General features: G+C 58.3%; 15 protein-coding genes and 1 tRNA gene. 11 read left to right on the top strand and 5 right to left on the bottom strand.

Going from position 1 to position 23,571, the window contains the following annotated elements:
* The first annotated feature begins 76 nt into the window (after positions 1-76).
* The 6 genes from dacD to EPIR_RS10865 all read left to right on the top strand — a co-directional run bounded on the left by dacD (position 77) and on the right by EPIR_RS10865 (position 6,106).
* On the top strand, positions 77-1,258 hold the full coding sequence (gene dacD / locus EPIR_RS10890; RefSeq protein ID WP_277302530.1) for a serine-type D-Ala-D-Ala carboxypeptidase DacD: 1,182 nt from the start codon (positions 77-79) through the stop codon (positions 1,256-1,258).
* 161 nt (positions 1,259-1,419) lie between these two features.
* On the top strand, positions 1,420-2,478 hold the full coding sequence (locus EPIR_RS10885) for an FUSC family protein (protein ID WP_023655451.1): 1,059 nt from the start codon (positions 1,420-1,422) through the stop codon (positions 2,476-2,478).
* 160 nt (positions 2,479-2,638) lie between these two features.
* Positions 2,639-2,956, top strand: a complete 318-nt coding sequence (gene tmaR / locus EPIR_RS10880) for a PTS system regulator TmaR (protein ID WP_023655450.1) — start codon at positions 2,639-2,641, stop codon at positions 2,954-2,956.
* Between the two features lie 255 nt (positions 2,957-3,211).
* Positions 3,212-4,681: an EmmdR/YeeO family multidrug/toxin efflux MATE transporter gene (locus EPIR_RS10875; RefSeq protein ID WP_023655449.1), complete on the top strand. Its 1,470-nt coding sequence runs from the start codon at positions 3,212-3,214 to the stop codon at positions 4,679-4,681.
* A gap of 104 nt (positions 4,682-4,785) precedes the next feature.
* Positions 4,786-5,577 carry a siderophore-interacting protein gene (locus EPIR_RS10870; protein WP_023655448.1) on the top strand — a complete coding sequence of 264 codons (792 nt, stop codon included), beginning with the start codon at positions 4,786-4,788 and terminating at the stop codon, positions 5,575-5,577.
* Between the two features lie 40 nt (positions 5,578-5,617).
* Positions 5,618-6,106 (top strand): PadR family transcriptional regulator, encoded by a 489-nt coding sequence (locus EPIR_RS10865; protein ID WP_048697511.1) that lies wholly within the window; start codon positions 5,618-5,620, stop codon positions 6,104-6,106.
* Between the two features lie 67 nt (positions 6,107-6,173).
* Here EPIR_RS10865 and EPIR_RS10860 read toward each other — a convergent pair whose 3' ends face one another.
* Positions 6,174-7,274, bottom strand: a complete 1,101-nt coding sequence (locus EPIR_RS10860) for an NADH:flavin oxidoreductase/NADH oxidase (protein WP_023655446.1) — start codon at positions 7,272-7,274, stop codon at positions 6,174-6,176.
* Positions 7,275-7,361: 87 nt separating this feature from the next.
* A complete protein-coding gene (locus EPIR_RS10855; protein WP_023655445.1) occupies positions 7,362-8,264 on the bottom strand; it encodes a LysR family transcriptional regulator in 903 nt (300 codons plus the stop codon).
* Between the two features lie 131 nt (positions 8,265-8,395).
* Here EPIR_RS10855 and EPIR_RS10850 point away from each other — a divergent pair, with 131 nt between their 5' ends.
* Complete coding sequence (locus EPIR_RS10850) at positions 8,396-8,905, top strand: SRPBCC family protein (RefSeq protein WP_023655444.1); 510 nt, start codon at positions 8,396-8,398, stop codon at positions 8,903-8,905.
* Between the two features lie 233 nt (positions 8,906-9,138).
* On the opposite strand, the gene EPIR_RS10845 is transcribed toward EPIR_RS10850, so the two are convergent.
* A tRNA-Asn gene (locus EPIR_RS10845) sits at positions 9,139-9,214 on the bottom strand.
* 214 nt (positions 9,215-9,428) lie between these two features.
* Here EPIR_RS10845 and fepB point away from each other — a divergent pair.
* On the top strand, positions 9,429-10,481 hold the full coding sequence (gene fepB / locus EPIR_RS10840; protein WP_023655443.1) for a Fe2+-enterobactin ABC transporter substrate-binding protein: 1,053 nt from the start codon (positions 9,429-9,431) through the stop codon (positions 10,479-10,481).
* 118 nt (positions 10,482-10,599) lie between these two features.
* Here the strand turns inward: fepB and entS are convergent, their stop codons facing one another.
* Entirely contained in the window at positions 10,600-11,871 is a 1,272-nt protein-coding gene (gene entS / locus EPIR_RS10835) for an enterobactin transporter EntS (protein WP_023655442.1), read from the bottom strand.
* A 185-nt stretch (positions 11,872-12,056) separates the two neighbouring features.
* Here entS and fepD point away from each other — a divergent pair, with 185 nt between their 5' ends.
* Genes fepD through EPIR_RS10820 form a run of 3 tightly spaced genes read left to right on the top strand, consistent with a single transcriptional unit; the run spans position 12,057 to position 14,915 of the window.
* Entirely contained in the window at positions 12,057-13,061 is a 1,005-nt protein-coding gene (gene fepD / locus EPIR_RS10830; protein ID WP_048697368.1) for a Fe(3+)-siderophore ABC transporter permease, read from the top strand.
* 10 nt (positions 13,062-13,071) lie between these two features.
* Entirely contained in the window at positions 13,072-14,109 is a 1,038-nt protein-coding gene (fepG, locus tag EPIR_RS10825; protein WP_023655440.1) for an iron-enterobactin ABC transporter permease, read from the top strand.
* Positions 14,106-14,915, top strand: coding sequence for an ABC transporter ATP-binding protein (locus EPIR_RS10820; protein WP_023655439.1), 810 nt, complete (start codon positions 14,106-14,108; stop codon positions 14,913-14,915). The genes fepG and EPIR_RS10820 overlap by 4 nt, the downstream gene beginning before the upstream one ends.
* Positions 14,916-14,996: 81 nt before the next feature.
* On the opposite strand, the gene EPIR_RS10815 is transcribed toward EPIR_RS10820, so the two are convergent.
* Complete coding sequence (locus tag EPIR_RS10815) at positions 14,997-23,537, bottom strand: non-ribosomal peptide synthetase (protein WP_048697367.1); 8,541 nt, start codon at positions 23,535-23,537, stop codon at positions 14,997-14,999.
* Positions 23,538-23,571 lie beyond the last annotated feature (34 nt).

Here is a 23,571-nt window from a genome sequence, read left to right as displayed (position 1 = left end):
GCAATTTAGTTACACAATGCAGCAACAGATCCCGTACAACATGCGCACTTTTCACCTGTACCTGGAGGATCTCCTGTTGAAGAAGTGCCTGCCCACACGTTTTACTTTGCTGATTGCCCTGTGCGGAGCCGCCCATGCCGCCGATCTCACCCCTGTTAACGGCCTGTCCTTGCCGATGACGCCTCCTGCCATTGATGCTGCTTCCTGGGTGCTTATGGATGCGACCACCGGGCAGATCCTCACCTCCGGTCAACCTGACGAGCGCCGTAACCCGGCCAGCCTGACCAAGCTGATGACCGGATATGTGGTCGATCGGGCCATCGATCAAAAACGTATCACCCGTGACGATATGGTGACGGTAGGTAAGGATGCCTGGGCTGCCGGAAATCCGCTGTTTAAAGGCTCTTCACTGATGTTCCTCAAACCTGGTGAAAAGGTTTCCGTGCGCGATCTCAGCCGTGGCGTCATTATTGATTCGGGTAACGATGCCTGCGTGGCACTGGCAGATTATGTTGCAGGCAGCCAGAATAACTTTGTCACCATGATGAATCACTACGTGGAAAAATTGGCATTGAGCAATACCCATTTTGAGACCGTACATGGCCTCGATGCCCCGGGGCAGTTCACCACCGCGCGTGATTTAGCAATCTTATCCCGTGCCATCATCAGCGGCGAACCTGACTTCTATCAGATGTACAGTGAAAAATCCCTTACCTGGAACGGTATCACCCAGCAGAATCGCAACGGCCTGCTGTGGGACAAAGAGCTTCATGTCGACGGCCTGAAAACCGGCCATACCGAAAGCGCGGGCTTCAACATTATCGCCTCAAGTCTGGACGGTCAGCGTCGTCTGATTGCGGTGGTCATGGGCGGCAAAAGCCCCAAAGGGCGCGAAGAGCAGGCGCACAAGCTGCTGGTATGGGGACAACGTCATTTCGATACCGTGCAGCTGTTCCATGCGGGTAAAGAGATCGGCCACGAAAATGTCTGGTATGGTAATCCGCACCGTATTGCTTTAGGCAGCGATAAAGATCTCTTTTTTACGCTACCGCGTGATGAGGTGCAGCACGTCAAGGCCAAATACGTTATTGAGCGTAAAGATCTGGAAGCCCCCATCAAGCTGCATGAGCAGGTCGGCGTTATCCAGTTGATGCAGGGAGATAAACAGCTTGCCAGCTATCCTCTGGTTGCTTTGCAGTCGGTGGCGGAAGCGGGATTAATTACGCGCATAACAGACTACATCAAGTTGAAGTTTTAAAACTCAGCGGCAGGAACAGGTTAAGCCAGGTCTATTTTTCTGCTTATCGCGCCGGGATTAAGCACAAAGCTCACACAGAAATTGACTTCATCGCCTGTTCCCCGCACCTGCTTAGGGTATGATGTCGCGCTATTCACTCCATTCTGCTTTCGGAGCCACTCTTGCGACTGGATATGCCGCTGACCGCTTTTCAATTCAGCCTTTACCGTCATTACCGCATTGTGCACGGCGTGCGTATCGCGCTGGCATTTATTCTGACTTTTCTGCTGGTGCGGCTGCTGGAGATCCCGGAAGGCAGCTGGCCGCTGATCACGCTGGTGGTGGTGATGGGGCCTGTTTCTTCCTGGGGCAACGTTTTTCCGCGTGCGTTACAACGTATTGGCGGCACGCTATTCGGCTCGATAGCCGGGTTGATTGCTATCCGGCTGGAGCTTTACTCACTACCCTTTATGCTGGTGTGGTGTGCAATAGTGATGTTTATCAGCGGCTTTCTCACCCTCGGGAAACATCCGTATATGGCGCTGTTGATTGGCATCACCCTCGGCGTTGTCTGCGGCGGCGTGCCCGGAGATATGACCACCGCTCTCTGGCGTGGTGGGGATGTGATACTGGGCTCGTTGCTGGCACTGCTGTTCACCAGCATTTGGCCGCAAAAAGCCTATACCCACTGGCGTATTCAGTTTTCTGACATGCTGCTGGAAACAGCGCGCGTTTATCGTGCCGGATTATCGCCTAATCTGGTGGAAAAACCGCGCCTTGCACGTCCACTCCATCGCCTGCTGGGTAATGTGATTAAAATGCGAGCCCTGATCGACCCCTCCAGCAAAGAGACCCGCACGCCACGCTCCGTTTTTGAAGCGATCCAGACGCTGAATCGCAATCTGGTTTGTACCCTTGAGCTGCAACTCAATGCGTGGTGGGCATCACGTCAAAGCCATCTGATTATGCTCAATGCTCCGGCACTACGCCGGGCGCAGCAGATGACGGAAAGCACCCTGCGTGCTCTGTCCCTGGCGGTGGTGGAGGGGAGTGGCGATAACATCGCGGCCCATAGCGCTGAATTAGCGGAAATCAGTCGAGAACTGAGGCTGCTGATTGCCGAATCAAACAGTCATGAACGGGTAGAAACGCCGATACATGGCTACGTCTGGCTGAGTCTGGAAATGGCCCGCCAGCTGGAAAGATTGTCCGATCTCACCCGTCTCGCGTTGCGAAAATAGAATGATTCAGCAACAACTTACTGCGATAAAGTCGGCTTCAGGGTAAGATAGGAACTATCCGGTTATGCAAGTTAAAATTGCCATCGGCGGCGGTGCGCCGCTAAGCTGATAGCCACGACAATGATGCCTGTAAGTGCAGGCCAAAATGAAAGGTGTCTTCATGGAAAATGCAAAGCAATCATTCCACGACGTGCTTGAGTTCGTACGTCTGTTCCGTCGTAAGAACAAACTGCAGCGTGAAATTCACGATAACGAAAAGAAAATCCGTGACAACCAGAAGCGTGTGCTGCTGCTTGATAACCTGAGTGAGTACATCAAGCCGGGTATGAGCATTGAGGCTATCCAGGAAATCATTACCAGTATGCGCAGCGATTATGAAGATCGTGTTGATGAATACATCATCAAAGTAGCCGATCTGTCAAAAGAACGCCGCGATTTGTCGAAAAAACTGAAAACGTTGGGCGAAGTAAAGGGGTAGTTGACCTCTAGCTGGGACCCTCTGCTAACCGCGTAAAGCCGGGCTGGAAACAGCCCGGCTTTTTCATGTCTTCTGTCCCTGTGAAAAATCCGTAAAGTAGGGCGTTACGGCCGATCATGATGCAGGGGAAATGCTATAAAAAAGATAAATATCAGCACGATAAAATTATTCAGCTTTTTAAGCCGCAATTTGAAACATAAAAGACTTTGCATAATGATAGCGGCTTTACCATGATAAAAATTGCCCCTTTTCTTGGTGATAACTGGACTCATCTTGCAAAAATTCAGCTTTTCTGTCGCGCAGGCAGTCAAAGGTAGTGCGTGGTATCCGAAAAGGCGTTCCTGGCGGGTATTATTCTGGCGTGAAATTACGCCGCTGGCAGTGCCGATATTTTTTGAGAACCTGTGCGTCCTTTTGATGGGGGTCTTAAGCACTTTTCTTGTCAGCTGGATCGGAAAAGAGGCGATGGCCGGAGTCGGCCTGGCAGACAGCTTTAATATGGTGGTGATCTCCTTTTTTGCCGCTATTGACCTGGGAACCACGGTGGTGGTGGCTTTCAGTCTCGGCAAGCTCAACCGGGAGCGTGCGGTTGCGGCAGCGCGACAGTCGCTGATTATTATGACCGGATTCGCCGTCGTTCTGGCGTTGGCGATTGAATTTATCGGCCCGCAAATCATCGACCTGGTGGCGGGTCAGGCAGAGCCGCAGGTAAAAGAGCTGGCACTCTCTTATCTACAGGTCACCGCCTGGAGCTATCCGGCTGCGGCCATTGCGCTTATCGGCTGTGGCGCTTTGCGTGGAGCCGGTAATACCAAAATCCCGATGTTGATTAACGGCGGGATGAATATCCTGAATATCGCCATCAGCAGCGTGCTGATCTATGGCTGTTTTTCGTGGCACGGGCTGGGTTTTGTCGGTGCAGGTCTGGGATTAACCCTCTCACGTTATATCGGCGCTGCGGCGGTGCTTTATGTGCTGGTCATCGGCTTTGTTCCGGTGCTGAAAATCTCGCTAAAAAGTTATTTCACCCGGCTGAATATCGGCATCCTGCGCGAAGTCCTCGGTATTGGTGTCCCGGCGAGTATTGAATCGGTGCTGTTTAACGGTGGCAAATTACTGACCCAGGTGTTTGTAGCCGGTATGGGTACCGACGTGATCGCGGGTAATTTTATTGCTTTCTCCATTGCGTCACTGATTAACCTGCCGGGGAACGCGCTGGGATCGACGGCGACGATTATTGTCGGCACGCGACTTGGCCGTGGTCAGCTGGGACAGCCAGAACGGCTATTGCGTTATATCTTCTGGCTGTCGAGCATCGTGGTATTCACTCTTGCGCTGTTGACCGTTCCACTCGCCGGGACGCTGGCGCGGTTTTACACTCAGGATGAATCGGTTGTTCACGTAGTGAAAATGTTGGTATGGCTAAACGCCGCTTTTATGCCGTTCTGGGCCGCATCCTGGGTGCTGCCTGCCGGACTAAAAGGCGCACGCGATGCGCGTTTTACCATGTGGATATCACTGCTTAGTATGTGGGGAGGGCGAATTGTTGCCGGTTATCTATTGGGTATTGTGCTCGGGTTCGGCGTGATAGGCATTTGGCTGGGAATGGTGCTGGACTGGATGATACGTGGTCTTTTCTTCTACCGACGTATGGACAGTGGGCGCTGGCTATGGAAGTACCGACCGCAGGTGCAAGAGGTTAACGCAAAAAATAATCAGGATTGATTGGCGGGGATCCGTCAGTTTGCTTGCGATTAAGATATATCATAGATATATTTTAATCATCGTAACAGTGATTTCCACTGTTAAACCTGATAGCAAGGAGATGGATGTTGAACAGCCTGACGCAAGCCCACCGAGCGCCACAGCGCATTCGTAACCCGCTGCGCTTTCGCCAGCTAACGGTCAATGGAAAAACCAAAGTGGCCGACAGCTTCTGGCGCATTGATTTTAGCGGCGCAGACCTTGCCGGGTTTATCTCTCCCGGCTTCGACGATCATATTAAAGTCTTCTTTCCGGCCCCGGACAGTGGCCAGCTGATTATGCCTGAGGTGACAGAAGACGGAGTGGTGTGGCCAGAGGGCGCACGCCCGGTTTCTCGCGACTATACGCCGTTGTTCTTTAATGGCGAGGCCCAAACCCTGACTCTGGACTTCTATATTCACGACGGCGGCGTGGCCAGCAACTGGGCGGCGCAGGCACAGGTGGGGGATGCGTTGGCAATAGGAGGCCCGCGTGGTTCACTGGTGGTTCCTGAAAATTATGCCTTCCAGCTGTATGTGTGTGACGAAAGCGGACTGCCTGCCTTTAAGCGCAGGCAGCAAACGATGAGCGGTCCGCAACTAAAACTGTATGCCTGTGTCGATGAGTCCTGTGGGAAAGCGTATCTGCCGGACCTGAACGGGGTAGAGGCCAGCTGGCTGGGTAACGGTGCGATAACGAATAAAGATTTTGCTGCTCTGACCGCTGCCTTTGATCAAATTTCTCTGCCGCCAGAGGATTACTTTATCTGGCTAACCGGAGAAGGAGAGTTTGTTAAGCAGCTTAGCGATTACTTTATTGACGGGCGAGGCTGCGATGCCACCTTCGTGCGCGCCGTTGCCTACTGGCATCAGAAATAGCGTGAAAAACCCGTCGGATTTATGGCAAGCCCGTGGCGACATGCACGCCGTTGGGCGCAGAAAGCGCCGTGAAAAAGTGCTCGATGCCAGCGATCTTCGCCTGCTGGTGCTGCATTTTCTCAGCCGCAACCCGGCCCACGGCTATGAGCTGATCAAAGCGGTAGAAGAGCTGTCGAAGGGGGAGTACACGCCAAGCCCGGGTATTATCTATCCCAATCTGACCTGGCTGGAAGAGAGTGATTATATTGCGGTGGTGAATGCTCAGGCAGCACGCAAAGCGTATCGGCTGGAGCCGCTGGGACGGGAGTTTTTGCAGCAAAATCAGCCCGTACTCACGGCGATTATTCAGCGCCTGTCGACGCTTGCCGCGCTGGTCAATAACCGCAGTCACCCTGACGTAGAGCGCGCTATCCATAATATGAAAACTGCCTTAAACCTGCGCCTGGCGCAGGAGGCTATTTCGCAACGGGCGCTTTACGATATTATTGACGCGCTGGATGAGGCGGCGAAGAAAATTACCCGCAGTTAATCTGGATCTGAAATCCGCACGGTAGCTGATTCACTCTTCCCGTGCGGATATTCATTCACATCAGCAACTATTCACCTAAGCGATAACGCTCCAGCCAGTGCGCATAGGGTGCTGGCAATACCCAGGAAGGACGCTCTACCTTGAGCTGTTTCGCCAGATGGTATGAATAGTTTGGGTTAGCAAGATGCGCACGACCAATCATCACCAAATCCATTTGCTGTTCCGCTATCACGCGTTCAGCCACCGCAGGGGCTTCAACTCCCCATGAGGCTGCCACCGGCAGTCCGGTTGCGCGGCGTACACGTTCTGATACCGGGGCAAGGAAGCCAGGACCCCACGGGATATTGGTTTCAGCTACGGTGAAGCCAATACTCACGTTAAGCAGATCCAGACCGTTATTGCGCAACAGTTTGGTCAGTTCAATCGATTCGTCCAGCGTCTCTTCATCACGCCCGTCATATTCAATCACGCCAAGACGCGCCGTCAGCGGCAGATTTTCTGGCCACACTTCACGTACCGCCGCGAGCGTTTCCAGCAGGAAGCGACTACGACCGGCGAAACTACCGCCATACTGGTCGGTGCGCTGATTCGTATGCGGTGAGAAAAAGCTCTGCCCGAGATAGCCATGAGCAAAATGTAGCTCAAGCCATTCGAAACCCGCATCGCGGGCGCGACGTGCAGCGGCGACATAGTCATTTTTAACCCGATTAATTTGTTCCAGCGTCATCGCCTGCGGCACCTTAGGCAGATGATGACCGAAAGCCAGGGCGGACGGGGCAATGGTATCCCAGCCTCGGCTGTCACCGGCGGCGATATGGTCGTCGCCTTCCCACGGGCGGTTGGCGCTGGCTTTACGTCCGGCGTGAGCCAGCTGAATTCCGGCAACTGCGCCAGCGGCTTTAATGGAGGTGGCGATCTGCGCCATGCCTTGCGCCTGCTGATCATTCCATAGCCCGGTGCAGCCGGGAGTGATGCGTCCTTCAGGTGAAACCGCCGTGGCTTCTACAATAACCAGTCCTGCGCCCCCACGAGCCAGCGATGCATAGTGCACCTGGTGCCAGTCGTTGGTCAGACCGTCATCGGCGCTGTACTGGCACATTGGCGGCACGGCAATACGGTTACGCAAGGTGACATCTTTCAGTGTAAACGGGGTAAAAAGTGCGGACATAGCTAACCTCAAGGATGAAACAGTCAGGACATAGGCTACCTACATTAGGCTACCTATATTGCCGGTAATTAACCGTGAGTGCTTTCATCAGTTACTTAGCGTGTCGAGCAGTAGCGCCCGTAGCCATCTGTGGCCGGGATCTCGGTGGCTGCGCTCGTGCCAGACCAGGGTCTTACTGAATCCGGCTATCACCAGCGGGGGATCCATTCGGGTCAGTCCGACGGCAAGGTTCGCCAGTCGTTCTGGCACCACGGCCATCAAATCACTTGCGTTGAGGATTTGCGGTAGTACCAGAAAGCTATTGACCGCCAGCGTGACACGGCGCTGGCGACCTATTGCCGCCAGAGCGATGTCCGTGACGCCGGTAAACTGCGTGCCGCTGTGCGAAACCAGGGCATGATCGAGGGCGCAAAACCGATCGAGGGACATGGTGCCGCTGGCGGCAGCAGGATGCCCTTTACGCAGCAGACAAATATACTGTTCGTCAAACAGGTGACGGCTGTGTAATCCAGGCGGAGTGATTTCCGGGGTGACCAGCGCCATATCGACTTCACCGTCTGCCATTTGCCGTTCCAGCCGTTGGTTTTCCACCGGCTGGACGCTGACGCGCACCCCCGGAGCCTGCTGACGCAGCGCCGTCATAAATGGCAGCACCACGGCGCTTAGGGCATAGTCGGTGGCGGCGATGCGCAGCGACATCTGCACCGTGGCGGCTTCGAACGCCTTAGGTTGCAGCAGTTGAGAAACTTCAGAAAGGATCTGTTTGACCGGTGCCGCCAGCTCCAGAGCCCGTAGGGTCGGAGAAATGCCGTGACGGGTTCGGGTAAACAACGGATCGTCGAAGCACTCGCGTAGCCGGGTCAGCATAGCGCTGACGGCAGGCTGAGTCAGGGACATACGGCTGGCGGCACGCGTGACGCTGCGTTCATCCAGCAGTGCATCCAGTGCTTTCAACAGGTTGATATCCAGCGATCTGATATCGGTAATCATGTTTAGCGTCCAGGATTGAGATATTAATAATGATGATATTTTAAATCATAAATGGCGATTGGTGTTATGTCTCCGGCGAGCGCAGTATGGCGATCCTTCCACCCAGTGAGCAATGGCTCAGGAGACTTGATATGAATACGATTATCTGGCCAGCGGGCTATATCCCGGGATTCAGCGACAACTTTGCCTCAAATGAGATGATCATTACTGACGTCAGCGTTGCGGCATTATGGGATCAGCTGATTGATACTGCCGCATGGCCCGGTTACTACGATAACGCCAGCGACATCCGTTTTCATGATGGCAGCGGTCCACGTCTTAGCGAGGGGGCGCGTTTCTGTTTCACCACTTTTGGCTTTCCGGTTGAAGCTGAAGTGATTGAATTTATACCGCCTGTACCTGGTGGGGCGGCGCGTATCGCCTGGCACGGCTGGAGTGGAACCGGTAGCGTCGACCGCCTTGATGTTCATCACGCCTGGCTGATAGAGGCCCTACCGGGCGGTTGCGTGCGTCTGCTGACGCAGGAAACCCAGAACGGCCAGCCGGCCAGGGAGCTGGCGCTGACGCGGCCGAACCCGATGATTAACGGACATCAGGCCTGGCTTGATGGCCTGATCGCAGCGGCGAAAAAGGCACGATAATGTCAGTGATTGCTGCGGGTTATATAAGGATTATTTTTATTTAATCCTTATTGATACCGTGGCAGGGTTCCGCTCATTTTATTGATTTGCTTTCTAGGGCCAATCACCCTTTTTACTCGTTAAAGAGGGTGCTGCAAGCATTTTTAACGGAAGTAAGGAGAGGTTGAGAAGGAAACAACCAACTGATAAAAAGCAAAAAGCCAGATGCCCAAAGGCATCTGGCTTTTTTAATTTGGCTCCTCTGACTGGACTCGAACCAGTGACATACGGATTAACAGTCCGCCGTTCTACCGACTGAACTACAGAGGAATTGTTAGAACGGGGCGCATCATATCCAGCAGGCCGGGGGATGTCAAAGCCTGATTGCATCCCTGGGTATCAACTGCTGAATAAACCATCATTTGCGCTGCTGCCGACGGGAGATAAGCCGCCGTAAATACCCGGCGTATGCGCCTGAAAGATTTTTATTTTGTCACAATTAACTGTATGATAATAATACTCATTTACAATTAAGCCGATAAATATGAAAAAAATTTTCTCCTTCCCGCTGCTGTGCGCGGTGCTGGTGGCTGCTGCCATCATCTTTGTTCTGACTATCCGCAGCTGTACTACCCGGCCATCGGCAGCATTGTCAGCCAGCGTGCAGCATGGCAGCGTGGGGAGTGACACCATAGATAATCACCCTGCGCACGGCTGGCCGCGCACCCTGCAAACGCCAAAAGGGCCGTTGACTTTGCAGCAGGCGCCTCGGCGCATTGTCTCCACCAGCGTGACGCTAACCGGAACGCTGTTGGCGATTAATGCACCGCTGGTTGGCTCTGGGGCGACCAGTCGTAACAGCACCGTTTCCGACGACAGGGGTTTTTTCACCCAGTGGAGCGAGGCGGCGAAACGGGCGCAGCTTGAGCCGCTTTACATCACGGAACCCAATGCGGAGGCGATTGCCGCAGCCGCGCCGGACCTGATCATTATTGCCGCCACCGGCGGTGATTCGGCGCTGAAGCTCTACGACCAGCTTTCCGCCATCGCCCCAACGCTGGTGATTGATTACGGCGATAAAAGTTGGCAGCAGCTGGCGATCCAGCTGGGGGATATCACCGGACATGAACAGGATGCGCAGTCGGTCATCGATCGCTTTGAACAGCGAGTGCAGGAAGTTAAGCAGGCGATGACATTGCCGCCGCAGCCGGTATCGGCGCTGGTTTATTATGAGGATGGACGTGGCGTCAATCTGTGGACGCCGGCTTCGGCACAGGGAAAACTGTTGGCGGAGCTGGGCTTTACTCTCGCCATGCCGCCAGAGAATGTGCACCGCGATACCAGCATGGGTAAACGCAGCGATATTTTGCAGCTATCGGGGGAGAATATGGCGTCAGGACTGAGCGGAAAAACGATGCTGTTGTTTGCCGCAGATGATGACACGGTAGCCAGGGTGATGGCGAATCCGTTTCTCGAACATCTGGAGCCGGTCAGTGACAGGCGGGTTTATGCTATGGGGCCGGATACGTTCCGTCTTGATTACTACAGTGCCAGTAATATGCTGAACAACATTGAGCGCCAATTTAAAAACCGCTAATTGATTGCGGCTGGTAAGCGCGGGTTGTTATCCCACATTGCAGCTGGAGGATAACAACCCGCAACACGATAACTTTGGCATCAGCACCGCGTAAAGCACCCGACGCTTTATGCCGTGGTCAGGGGTGAGCCGTCGCTTCGCTGACCTCTTCCTCTGGCTGTTTCGCGGGATTCAGCGTAGCACGGCGCAACGTACTGACACAGCCTGCCAGCACCAGTGCCACCCCCGCCGCCGCCGCGCCAAACGACAGCACGCCCACCAGCGGAGTCAACAGTTTCCCCAACACGCCTAACCCTAATGCCCCGACAGAATCGCCGGTCACATCCTGTGCGCTGCCCAGGCTGTTAACCCGACCGAGCAGGTGGTCGGGCGTGTGGTGTTGTATCAGCATATATTGCAACAGCGAGGCGATAGCGTTGCAGTAGCCATATATCACCAGCGCCAGCAGTGCAGGGATAAAGTGGCTGTACAGTCCGAGGGAAGCGATAGCAAGGAAAGCACAGATGGCACTCAGCAGCACCAGTATGCCGGGCTTCGAGTGACGTGGCACCCAGCCGCTGGTGAATGCACCGATCATTGCCCCCAGCGGCACGGCAGAGTACATCAGGCCGATTGCTGAAGCATTGGCATGATAGCTGGCGGCCAGCGCCGGAAAAAGAATACGCACCGCGCCGACGATGCTGACCAGCATACCGAGCACGATCACCGATCCGACCACTTTTTGTTGGCAGACAAATTGCAGCCCGCTGGCCAGCGCACGCAGCGGATGCTCCGGCTCCCGCACCTCCGGCCTGAGTGACGGCAGACGCACCAGTGGGATAAGGGGCGCCAGCGTGCCCGCCGCCGCCACGGCAAACGCCCAGCCGACGCCGCCGGAAACAATAATCACTCCACCCAGCGCCGGAGAGAGGATCGCGCCCAGCCTGACCGTCACCATGCTTAACGCGCCGGCAGCACCGAGGTTCTCGCGGCCGACCAGCAGCGGGATCACCGCCATCAGCGCCGTCATGCCCAGCGCGCCGAAGAAGCCGTCCCAGAATGCCAGCAGATACAGCGCCCACAGAAAGGGATCGGGCAGAAAGGCATTCAGGCTGAGGGCCGCGAAGCCCACGCCGCAGGTGCCGCGTGCGAACAGGATCAGCTTGCGCCGGTCGAAACGGTCGGCAAGGATGCCACCCAGCATCAGGCCGATAAACATGCCGATCCCGTCCAGCATCACCGCCACGCCGACCTGTAGGGTAGAGCCGGTCATAGCCTGGATCTGAATCGGCACGCCAACCACCAACATGCCAAGGGAGAAGACCGACAGCATACGGGCAAAAAAGATGGCGCGAAAATGGGCATTATTTTTCAGTAAGCTGAAATCAAGCAGGAAAGAGGACTTGGCCATGATTTTCCATATGGTTGATTGAACAGGGTGTGGCGACCGCAAAGCGTGCGTTGACGGTCATCGTTTTTTAGCGTGGCGCATGGTAACATAGTTGATTACTAAGATTAATGATAATAATTATCATATTCATTATCATATAAGTGAGGTTGTCAGGGATGCCACTTCCGCAAACCCTCCCAGGTACAATGCACGTTGCCGCCGGGCCGCAAGGATTGTCTCACCTCGGGGGGATAATGCTTTGTCTGTTATTGTTGCTCCTGGTGAGTCTGGCCAGCCTGATGCTCGGCGCGAAGTCCATCCCTCCGGCTGTCGTGTGGCAAAGTCTTTGCGGCCAGCTGGACAATGCCGACAGCATTATTATCCTCAATGCGCGCCTGCCGCGTACCCTGGCTGGCCTGCTGGTAGGGGTGGCGCTGGGAGGGGGCGGTGCGGTTATTCAGGCGTTGACGCGCAATCCGCTCGCCGATCCCGGTATTTTGGGCGTCAATGCCGGGGCCAGCTTTGCCATTGTCATGGGTATTACCCTGTTTGGCGTCAGCAGCATGGCAGGCTGGCTGGTTTTTGCCTGGGGCGGTTCGCTGCTGGCCAGTATGGCGGTATGGGCCATCGGCATGCTGGGTGCCGGGAGGATGAACCCATTGCGCCTGACGCTGGCCGGAGTGGCGCTCAGTGCGGTGCTCGGCGGCCTGACCTCGTCACTTTCCCTGCTTAATCCACAAACCCTCGACCAGCTGCGATTCTGGCAGGCGGGTACACTCGATATTCGTTCACTGCCAAACCTGCTGCTGGTCACTCCGGCGATTGTTGGCGGAGCGTTGCTGGCGCTGGTGGCGTCGCGCTCGTTAAACAGTCTGAGCATGGGCGAAGAGATCGCTGCGGCCCTCGGCACCCGGGTGGTGCTGGTGCGTCTGCTGTCACTGCTGGCGGTGATGCTGTTGTGCGGATCGGCCACCGCGCTGGTGGGGCCGATCGGCTTTGTCGGGCTGATGGTGCCGCATATGGCGCGCTGGTGGGTCGGGAGCGATCGTCGCTGGATCCTGCTGTATTCATTTTTGATGGCTCCGCTGCTGCTGCTGACGGCAGATATCGCCGGGCGTTTTTTGGTACCGGGCGAGTTGCGGGTGTCCATCGTCACGGCATTAATCGGCGCTCCGGTGCTTATCTGGCTGGTACGCCAGCGTAAAAATTAAGGAACACCGCGTGTTGAGCAGAACCCTGATGATTGGCCGGTGCGACGGCTGGTTTAACCTGCGCCTCTCTGCCAGAGTGCTGGTGACGAATCTGCTGCTGATGCTGCTGGCCGCGCTGCTGGCGCTGTTCGCGCTCTGTTACGGCACGCTGAATATCACTCCGTTGCAGGTCTGGCAGGCACTTTGGCACCAGGGGCCGCCGGGCTTTATCACTGTTATCAGCCAGTGGCGTGCGCCGCGAGTGGTGATGGCGCTGCTGCTGGGGGCCGGGCTGGGCGTTAGCGGGGCCATTTTTCAGTCGGCGATGCGCAATCCGCTGGGCAGCCCGGACGTAGTGGGGTTTAACACCGGAGCGTACAGCGGCGTGCTGATGGTCATTATCTGGCTGGGGGGCGGCAACTATCAAATAGCGGCGGGTGCACTCGTCGGCGGTGTTGCTTCGGCGTCGCTGGTCTATCTGCTGGCATGGCGTCAGGGCATAGTCGGATTCCGGCTGATCATTGTTGGTATTGGCGTGAGTGCGATGCTGCTGGCGCTGAACAACTGGTTAATTATTAGCGCCTCGCTGGATAATGCCATGAGTGCGGCATTGTGGGGCGCGGGTTCACTGAACGGCATCACCTGGTCAAAAGGCCTGCCCGCGCTGCTGCTGATCCCCCTGACGATCATGGCCGCCCTGTTGACCGGTCGGCGTTTGCAGCTGATGGAGATGGGCGATGACAGCGCACGCGCGCTGGGGGTGAGTGCGGAAAGCAGCCGCCTGTGGCTGATGCTGTGCGGCGTTATTCTGACCGCTATTGCCACCGCCAGCGCCGGGCCGATCGCCTTTATCGCGCTGTCTGCGCCGCAGATTGCCCGCCGCCTGATTGGATCGAGTGCCGTTCCGCTGTTTTCCGCCGCCACCACTGGGGCGCTGTTACTGCTGACGGCGGACGTTATCGCCCAACACGTTTTTAGCGGCATACAGCTGCCGGTGGGAGCGGTCACCGTCAGTCTGGGCGGGGTGTATCTTATTGGATTGCTTATCAGGGAGTCACGTCGTTCATGATGAATACGCTTTTATCCCCATGCTTACAGGCCGAGGGTTTGACGCTCGCCTACGATCGTAAGGTAGTAGCCAGCCAGCTGAACGTGCGCATCCCCGAACGTCAGTTTACGGTGATTATCGGGCCGAATGCCTGCGGCAAATCCACGCTGCTGCGGGCGCTTTGCCGCCTGCTGAAACCAGAGAGCGGCCAGGTGCTGCTTGACGGGAAGGATATTCACCAGATGGGCAGCAAAGCGCTGGCACGCCAGCTTGGCCTGCTGCCGCAACATGCCACGGTGCCGGAAGGCATCAGCGTTGCCGACCTGGTGGCGCGTGGTCGTTATCCGCATCAGAGCTTACTCAGGCAGTGGAGCCGTGCGGATCGTGATGCGGTAGCCGCAGCCATGCAGGCCACCGATATCAGCAGCCTGGCGCAGTGCAGCGTTGACGAACTTTCAGGTGGTCAGCGGCAGCGCGTGTGGGTGGCGATGGTGCTGGCGCAGCAGACGCCGCTGCTGCTGCTGGACGAACCGACAACCTGGCTGGATATCGCTCATCAGATTGAGCTGCTGGATCTGTTTCGTCAGCTCAATCAGGAGCGCGGGCATACCCTGGTCGCGGTGCTGCATGATTTAAACCAGGCCTGTCGTTACGCCGATAATCTGATTGTGATGCGTGCGGGGCAAATTGTCGCTCAGGGCAAACCGGGGGATATTGTCACGGCGGCGCTGGTACAGCAGGTGTTTGGCATGGCGAACATGGTGATTGACGATCCGGTATCGCATACGCCGCTGGTGGTGCCCTGCGGGCGCTACCATCAGCCATAAGAAGGGCGACCGCGATGGTCGCCCCTGAAAAAACGTTATCAGACTCAGGGGACGAAGCCTGTTACAGCTCCGCCCCTTGTGTTACATCAGTTCCTGACAGTTATCCAGCAGCTGCGCCAGCAGTGGGCCGAGCGTCACCAGCGTTTCCGGTGTCAGAATATCCATATGCTCACAGTCCAGCTGATGCATCACTAACTTATCAAGGTAAGGCGACCAGCAGGCCTGCACATCCATTTCCGGCGGCAGGGTTTTCATGGCGATAAACAGCGTGACTTCCCCGGCGTAATGGGGAGTGGTGGCGCAGGCGAGACGTTCAACCGCATGCTTATAGTTAGCCACGATGGCGCTGAACATCGCGGCTTTCTCCTCCTGTAGCAGCGCGTCATCATCGTTGGTTGCCATAAATTCGGCCTCCTCACGAGCCAACTCCGCTTGCGCATCTTCCTCTGACGGTGTAGTCCAGTCCTGGCCCTCTGGTGGGTAAGTATCCAGCATGCCGAGGAACTTCACCTGCTCACCCTGCTGCTGCAAGCGGGTGGCAATGCCGTGGGCGAGGGTGCCGCCAAGCGAGTAGCCTAGCAGATGGTAAGGCCCCTGTGGCTGGACGCTGCGCAGGGTTGCCAGGTGGCGATCGCACATTTCGTCCACGCTGGCGCAGTCGGCGATAACCCCGTTCGGGCGCGGCGATTGCAGGCCGATAACCGGGAAGCTGCCGCGCAGATGGCGCATCATGCCAGAATACTGCCAGGCAAATCCGGATGCAGGATGGATGCAGAAAAGCGCCGGGCCGCTGCCGCTTCGCAAGGTCAGCGTTTCATCGTGTGGTCGTCCGGCAGCACCAATATCCTGTGCGCCGTCGTCCAGCAGACGAGCCATGTTCTCCACGCTGCGCGCTGCCATGATCTGTGCTATAGAGAGCGGATGTTCAAGGCGACGACGCAGTTCGGCGGCGAGGCGCATCGCCAGCAGCGAATGGCCGCCGAGGGCGAAGAAATCATCGTCGGCGTACACCGTTTCTCGTGACAGCAGGCTGGCAAACAGCGCTGCCAGCAGCTGCTGGTGGTGCCCCTGTGGCGGCTGGCCGATGCGCGGTGCGGTCTGTGGCAACGGCAGCGCTTTGCGGTCCAGCTTACCGTTGGCGCTGAGCGGGAAGCTCTCTGTCAGCATATAGCTCACCGGCAGCATATGGGCCGGCAAGCGCCGTGCCAGCTGTTGATGCAACTCGGCCGTGTCCGGCAGCGCCCCCGGCTGGGGGATAATCCATGCCACCAGCTGGCGCGCATCGGCACCGGGGCTGCTTACATTGCCCAGCTCGCGGGCGGCCACCACGCATTGCGTCACGCCATCGATGGACAGCAGCGCCTGCTCAATTTCACCCAGCTCAATGCGCTGACCACGGATCTTCAGCTGATCGTCGCTACGCCCGAGGTACTCCACCGCGCCGTTCTCCAGCCAGCGTGCGATATCGCCGGTGCGATACATCCGTTCGCCGTCGGCCTGTGGATCGGCAACAAAGCGTTGCGCGGTGAGATCGGCGCGATACAGATAGCCGTCAGCCAGCTGCACGCCGCACAGGTAGAGATCGCCAGCCACGCCAACAGGCACCGGACGCAGCAGCGCATCGAGGATACGCAGCCGGGTGTTCCATACCGGATAGCCGATAGGCACACCGGAACCGCTGCACTGGCGTAAACTTTCCCCGGACGCCGGGTACCAGGTGACATCCACCGCCGCTTCGGTCGGGCCGTAGAGGTTATGTAACGGCGCATTGATCAGCGACTGGTAGCGGGAAGCCAGCTCGCAGGAAAGTGCTTCACCGCTACAGAATACCCGCCGCAGGCTGCGGCAGCCTTTATCCGCTGCGAGGCGCATTTCCAGCGCAGTGACCCACGCCGCCAGCATTGACGGCACGAAGTGCAGAGTGGTGACGGCGTGATCTTCAATCAGCTGCACCAGCGCTTCCGCATCGCGATGCGCTTCCGGCGGTGCCATCAGCAGCTTCGCGCCAACCATCAGCGGCCAGAAGAACTCCCACACCGAGACGTCAAAGCTGCACGGCGTTTTTTGCAGCACTACGTCATCGGCGCTCAGCGGGTATTTATCCTGCATCCATCGCAGGCGGTTGACGATCGCCGGCTGGCCGACCACCACGCCTTTCGGTCTCCCGGTCGAGCCGGAGGTATACAACACATAGGCCGCACGCGGGTTATCGGCGGGCGGCAGCGGGTGCTGTGGCTGGCGGTCGGCGTCTTCCAGTTGGTCAAAGGTTAAAATTGGCCCCAGATCGGCGAAACGGCTGAGCAGCGCGTTTTCGCTGATGGTCAGCCGTGGACGGGCATCGCTCACCATCAGTTTGAGGCGCTCGTCCGGGTAGCCGGTATCCAGCGGTAGCCAAGCGGCACCGGCATACAGGATCGCGCTCAGTGCCAGGCTCAGACGCACCGAACGCGGCAGGGCAACGGCGACGATATCACCGGGTTGAACCCCGGCGGCAATCAGCCGATCGGCCAGCAGGCGGGTTTGACGCTGCATCTGGCGATAGCTTAGACGATGTTCGCTATCCAGCAGCGCCAGCGCGTCCGGCGTGCGGGCCACCTGCTCATCAATGGCGCCCTGCAAGGTGGTGGCGGCGAGCGGATAAGCGGTGTTATTGCTACGCGCGATCAGCGCCTGCTCGTCTGGGGTTTGTAACTGCCAGCGCGCCAGCGGCAGATCCGGCTGCGCGACCAGCTGGGCCAGCAGCATCATTAAGCGTGCGGCAAAGCGCTCAGGGTGCGGCACCGCATCGCGGTACTCCATCAGCAGGTGCAGGCGTTCACCCGGCAGCACCAGCAGCGTAAGGGGATAATGGGTGTAGCCACGGTTGCTGATATGGGTACAGCGCAGACCGTCATGCTCCTGTAGCAAATCGGTGTTGTCCGGGTAGTTTTCCACCACCAGCAGGGTATCGAACAGCGTTCCGCTGCCCGCCAGCTGCTGGATCTCCCCGAGGCCGAGACAGTCATGCTCAATCAGCTGGATCTGCTGTGCCTGATGGTCGGCCAGCTGATCCAGCAGCGGGCGCTGGCTGTCAAAGCGCAGGCGCACCGGCAGCGTGTTGCTGAATAGTCCGACCAGCTGCTGCTGGCCCTCGATCTGGCCGAATCGCCCGGAGACCGGCGAGCCAAACACCACATCCTGCTGGCCGCTTTCCATCGCCAGCTGCATGCCCCAGATCCCCTGCATGATGCTGTTCAGCGTCAGGCCGCGCTGGCGGCACAGCGCCAGCAGGCCCTGTTCCAGTTCCGGCTCCAGCACTGTGTCAATGTGATGCACTGGCCCCTGCTGGGGCTGGTTGCCAAACAGCAGCGTTGGGCGCACATCCTGCATCACCTGCTGCCACAGCTGGCGCGAGGCGTTGCCGTCGCGTGCCACCAGCTGACGCACGATATCGGCGTAGCTGAAACGGTGTGGGATCAGCGCCTGCGGCCCGTGCCAGAGTGCGGTAAACAGATCGCTGAGAATAACCGGGGTAGACCAGCCGTCCACCACCAGGTGATGGGCATTCAGCAGCAGGGTAAAACGCGCTTCGCTGGCGTGCTCTACCAGCAGGGCGTGCAGCATCACCGGTTGCTTAAACAGATCCCGTGCCAGCTCACGTTTTTCCAGCGCCAGCAGCGCGGCGGCTTCCTCGGTGGCGCTGAGTGGTGGAAGCTGATGGCATGTCAGCGTCCAGTGCTGTTGCTGTTGTGAAAGCTGTGGGATCAATTGCAGGGGCAGCAACGCCTGCTGGCTGTCGAAACGCGCCGCCAGCTGCGGATGGTGATGCACCACCGCATCCAGCGCGCTGCGCAAACGACATTCGTCGAGCGTACCGCTAAGGCTGATGCGCGTTAACGAGTTGTAGCTGCCGCTGTTATCAGCGGTTTCGGCATGAAATAGCAGGCCTTTTTGCAGCGGCAGCAGCGGCAGTATGGCTGCAACCGGGCCATGACGTTGTGTCAGGCTAACCACATCCTGCTGGTCAATTCCGGCGATGCCCACTTCGGCAGCCACCAGAGTGTCAGCCGCCTGCTGCGGGTGACGGCGGGCAAAATCGCTCAGCGCATCGCTGGCCTGAGCGATGGCGTGATGCAGGGCGTCAATATCCTGCTCGCTGAGCACGCCGTTTAGCCAGCCCCAGTTGATCGCCAGCCTCGCGGCACCGGCGCTTTCATCAACAAAGATATTGACCTCCAGCCCGTGCGGCTGCGGCATATCCGGCGTTTGCCAGACGGCGAACGCATCGCGGAAGTGTTTACGCGTGCGCTGCGGCGTCCACAGCTCGTCGCCTGAACAGAAGCGGCCGAGGTAGTTAAACAGCACTTCAGGCGCATGCTGCTGCGCCAGCTGCCGTAAACCGCTGCCGTGCACCGCGTCGAGATAGCGCAGCTGGCCGTAGCCAATACCGCGATCCGGCACGGCGCGCAGCACGCTTTTCACTGCACGTATCGCATTGTGCGGTTTGCTGCTGTCGCTGCCATCAAGCTCGATCAGCAGCGGGTATTCGGCGGTCAGCCAACCAACGGTACGGGCCAGGTCGATGTCGCCTTCTGCTTCGGCCCGGCCGTGGGACTCCAGGGTGTAACGCAGCCGAGTGACGCTAAAGCGATTGTTCAGCGCCAGCGTCAGCGCGCTCAACAATATCTCCTCCACGTTGGCGCGATACCGTGGCGGCAGCGTGGTCAACAGGGCTTCGGTTTGGCTTGCGTTGAGTAGGGTGCGTTTCTCGCGCAGCGCGCCGTGACGGTCGCTAACCCGCAGTGCGCGCTGTCCAAGCGGCGGCAGCCGATGCTGCAACATGCTTTGCCAGAACGGGAGTTCAGCGGCGCGTTGCGCCACTCCGCTTAACAGGCTGTCTGACCAGTCATGCAGCGAGGTCTCTTCGGCTGGCAGCGCCAGCGGTGTACCCCTTATCGCCGCCTCGGCCGCCTGGCGCAATTCGTCCAGCAGCACGCGCCAGGAAACGCCGTCAACGACCAGGTGATGGACAACCAGCACCATTCCAAAGGTCTGCTGGCCCTGTTGCAGCAGGGTTGCCTGCATCATCACCCCGTTTGCCGGATCGAGACGCGCGACGGCGGCCTCGAACGCGTCTTCTGCGCAGATCTCCGGCGCGTGATATAGGGCGAGGGTATCTGACCAGCGGCTGAACCCCGCCGGACGCGCTTCACCGACAATCAGCTGATTATTACGGGTAAAGGCAGCCAGCGCCGGATGCGCCACGCTCAGCGTCAGCAGCGCCTGTTCCAGCTGCGCGACGTTCAGTTCGGGCGGAACCCGTAAGAACACGCCGTGGGCAAAACGTTGGTTGATGCCGCCGTGCTGGCTAAACTCGTGCAGGATCGGCAGGCCGTCGATCGCCCCCTGGCGGGCAACGCGTGGTGATGCCGCACGGGTCAACAGCAGCGCCATATTTTGTGCCATGCGCGCCGGGGTTCGCTGGGAAAAGACATCACGTGGTCGCAGCAGGTAACCGGCACGGCGTGCGGCGGTGCCAAGACCCATCGCTGAGATACTGTCACCGCCGAGGGCAAAGAAGTCGTCGTCAGCACCGACGCGCGCAAGACCCAGCAGATCGGCTATCGCCTCACAGATCAGCTTCTCCTGTGCCGACTCCGGCTCGCGGCTCGCCGTTAGTGCCGCCTGCTGTGGGGCAGGCAGCGCCTGGCGGTCAATCTTGCCGTTGACGTTGAGCGGCAGTTCGTCCATCACCACCAGCACCGCCGGAACCATATAGTCAGGTAGCGTTGCCGCCAGGCGCGCCAGCAGTTGCGCGGATAGCTGCCCGTCGGCACGCAGGTCGTCATTGTGTACCGAGCAGTAACCGATCAGACGGTTGGTCGCACCAAGCGGCTGGGCGATAACCACGGCGCTACTGATTTCGTCCAGCGCCGCCAGGGCATTTTCCACTTCTCCTAGCTCGATACGGAAACCGCGTACTTTAATCTGGTGATCGACGCGACCAATAAACGCCAGCTGGCCGTCGCTGCGCCAGCGCATCAGGTCGCCGCTGCGGTACATCACCTCACCGTCAAGGAACGGGTTGGCGACAAAGCGTGCGGCGGTGAGATCCGGACGATGCAGGTAACCGCGTGCGATGCCACGACCAGAAATGTACAGCTCGCCAATGCAGCCCACCGGCACCGGGCGCAGTTTGCTGTCCAGCAGCCATACCCGGGTGTTCGCCACCGGGCGACCAATCACCGGCTGGTCGGAAACCATCACGCTGGCCCCGAGGGTATCAATGGTGTATTCAGATGGCCCGTAGTAGTTGACTATCTCCAGTTCCGGGTGCTGCTGCATCAGCTTCCACAGCGTGGGCGTGGCGGCCTCGCCGCCGATCATCACAAACGCCGGGCGGTGATTGCCCGCTTCGAACAGCCCGGCATCGATCATCTGCGAGAAGAACGACGGGGTTATATCCAGCAGGTCGATCGGCACCTGTTTCATTTTTTGCAGCAGCGCCCAGGCATCCCGTCTCAGCTCTTCATCAAAGATATGCAGTTCGCAGCCCATCATCATGCAGAACAGCGGCTCCCACGAGGAGTCGAAAGAGAATGAGGCGGTGTGACCGGTGCGCACAGGGCGCGTGCGGCTGCGGCGGAGTTTCTCCACCGCCGGGCCAAACAGATTGCTCTGGTGAGAGAGGAACAGATTCAGCAGGCCGCCGTGGGTGCTCATCACTCCTTTTGGCCGTCCGGTGGATCCGGAGGTGTAAATCATATAGGCCAGATGTTCGCCACGCAGGGGGACGCGCCGCTGCGCATCGACGATTGGCGTCGCCGGATGGGCATCACAGCGCACGCGGAACGCGGCATCATCAAGGCAGAGAGAAGGTAACGGCGGCATCTGCGCCAGAGTGCTGCCGTGAGTCAGCAGTAGCCGTGGACAGGCATCGTCGCACATCAGCGCCAGGCGCTCACGGGGATAGTCGAGATCCAGCGGCATATAGGCGGCACCGCTGGCCAGCACGCCGAAGATAGCCACCAGCGAGTCGACGGAGCGCGGTATCCCGATGGCGACCACATCCTCCGCGCCGAGGCCACGGGCGATCAGCTCGTGAGCAAGCTGCATCACGCGTGCCGATAGCTGGCCGTAGGTCAGGCTGGCATCACCGCAAACCACGGCAACGGTATCCGGCTGCTGCTCAACCCGCTGCTGAAGCATCGCCAGAATAGAGACCTCTCCAGCCGCCGGGGTGACGCTGATACCCTGTGACCAGCTGGCGATCTGCTGCTGCTCGTCGCTGGCCGCCAGCGCCAGAGAGCCCAGCGGTCGCTGCGGCTGGTCTGCCAGCTGTTGTGCAAGGAAGGCAATGCGTTCTCCGTGCCAGGCCAGCGTCTGACGGTCATATTTTTCCGCGTTAGCCACCAGCGTCAGCTGTAGCTGGCCCTGCTGGAAACCGACCTCAAATTCCATATCGTCCACCGGCCCCATTGCCAGGGTATGAGTGCTGGCGGGGATGCCGTCAAACATCAGCGGGTGGTGATAAACCTTCAGATTGATCACCGGGCCGTATAGCGGCTGGCTGCTGCCGACCAGTCCGAGGTCGCGTCTTAGCTGTTCAGCATCATAACGCTGGTGGCGGCGCACCAGCCTGATTTCATCCTGTAGCGCCTGGCCGATCTCTGCCAGCGTCATTTCCTCGCGAATGGTCAACAGTAGCGGCAGGACGTTGACTACCGGGCCGGTAGCGGTCAGCGCCGCCGAACCCATCCGGCGCATAAACGGGAAACCGATGCTCAGGCGCTGTTCTCCGCTGATGCGTGCCAGGTAAGCCACAAGAAGGGCACTGACTATCTCACCCGGGCTGCTTTCTTTCAGAGCTGGGATCTGATGAAGCTGGTTGAGCACGCTGGCGGGCAGGATGACCTGCTGCTTCAGCGGGGCACCATTATCACTCAAGGCGAACTGCTCGCTGGAGAGTGAAATGGCTGACGGGAATGGCTTTGCATGCTGTTGCCAGAACAGCGCGGCGCGCTCACGGGCGGGAGAGTGTTGCCAGGCCTGATATTCAGTCACCACATCGCCGAAGGAGATAAACGGCGATGGGGAAGGGGGAACCCCGGCACGCAATGCCTGATAGACCGCCGCGACGCGTGTCGTCAGGGCTTCAAAACTAAAACCGTCAAGCATTAAATGATGATAACGCTGATACCAGAACCAGCAATCGGCACTGACGCGGATCATCAGCTGGCGACAGAGCGGGCGATCGCCGTCCGCAGGCAGGTCGGCGGCAAGGTCGGCCTGCATCAGGCGCTGTGCGGCCTGCTCCCCATCGGTACGCTGGCTGAAATCCAGCCACTCCACCGTTGGCAGCTCTCCGCAGTGACCCGCAGAAGGCAACTTTTGCACCACGCTGCCATCGGCAGAAAGGCCAAACTTTGCCTGTACGGTATCGGTTTCCACCAGCGTCTGGCGAATGGCGGCATCCAACAGTGGGCGATCGATATCACCATGCAGTTTGCTGTAGTGGGCGATGGCAAAGGTATTTCTACGGCTGGCAATCTGATCGGCGATCCAGATGCCTGGCTGCGCGGCAACCAGCGGATATTCGGTATATTCAGCCTGAACTTCAGGCCGGGTCGGAGTTTTTGGCACGATGACAATTCCTGTCGGCAAAACGAAAAAGGGA

Origin of the sequence: Erwinia piriflorinigrans CFBP 5888, from assembly GCF_001050515.1 — a bacterium.
Classification (GTDB): domain Bacteria; phylum Pseudomonadota; class Gammaproteobacteria; order Enterobacterales; family Enterobacteriaceae; genus Erwinia; species Erwinia piriflorinigrans.
The sequence above is the reverse complement of the archived record's forward strand: the minus strand, read 5'-3'. Positions and strand labels throughout refer to the sequence as shown.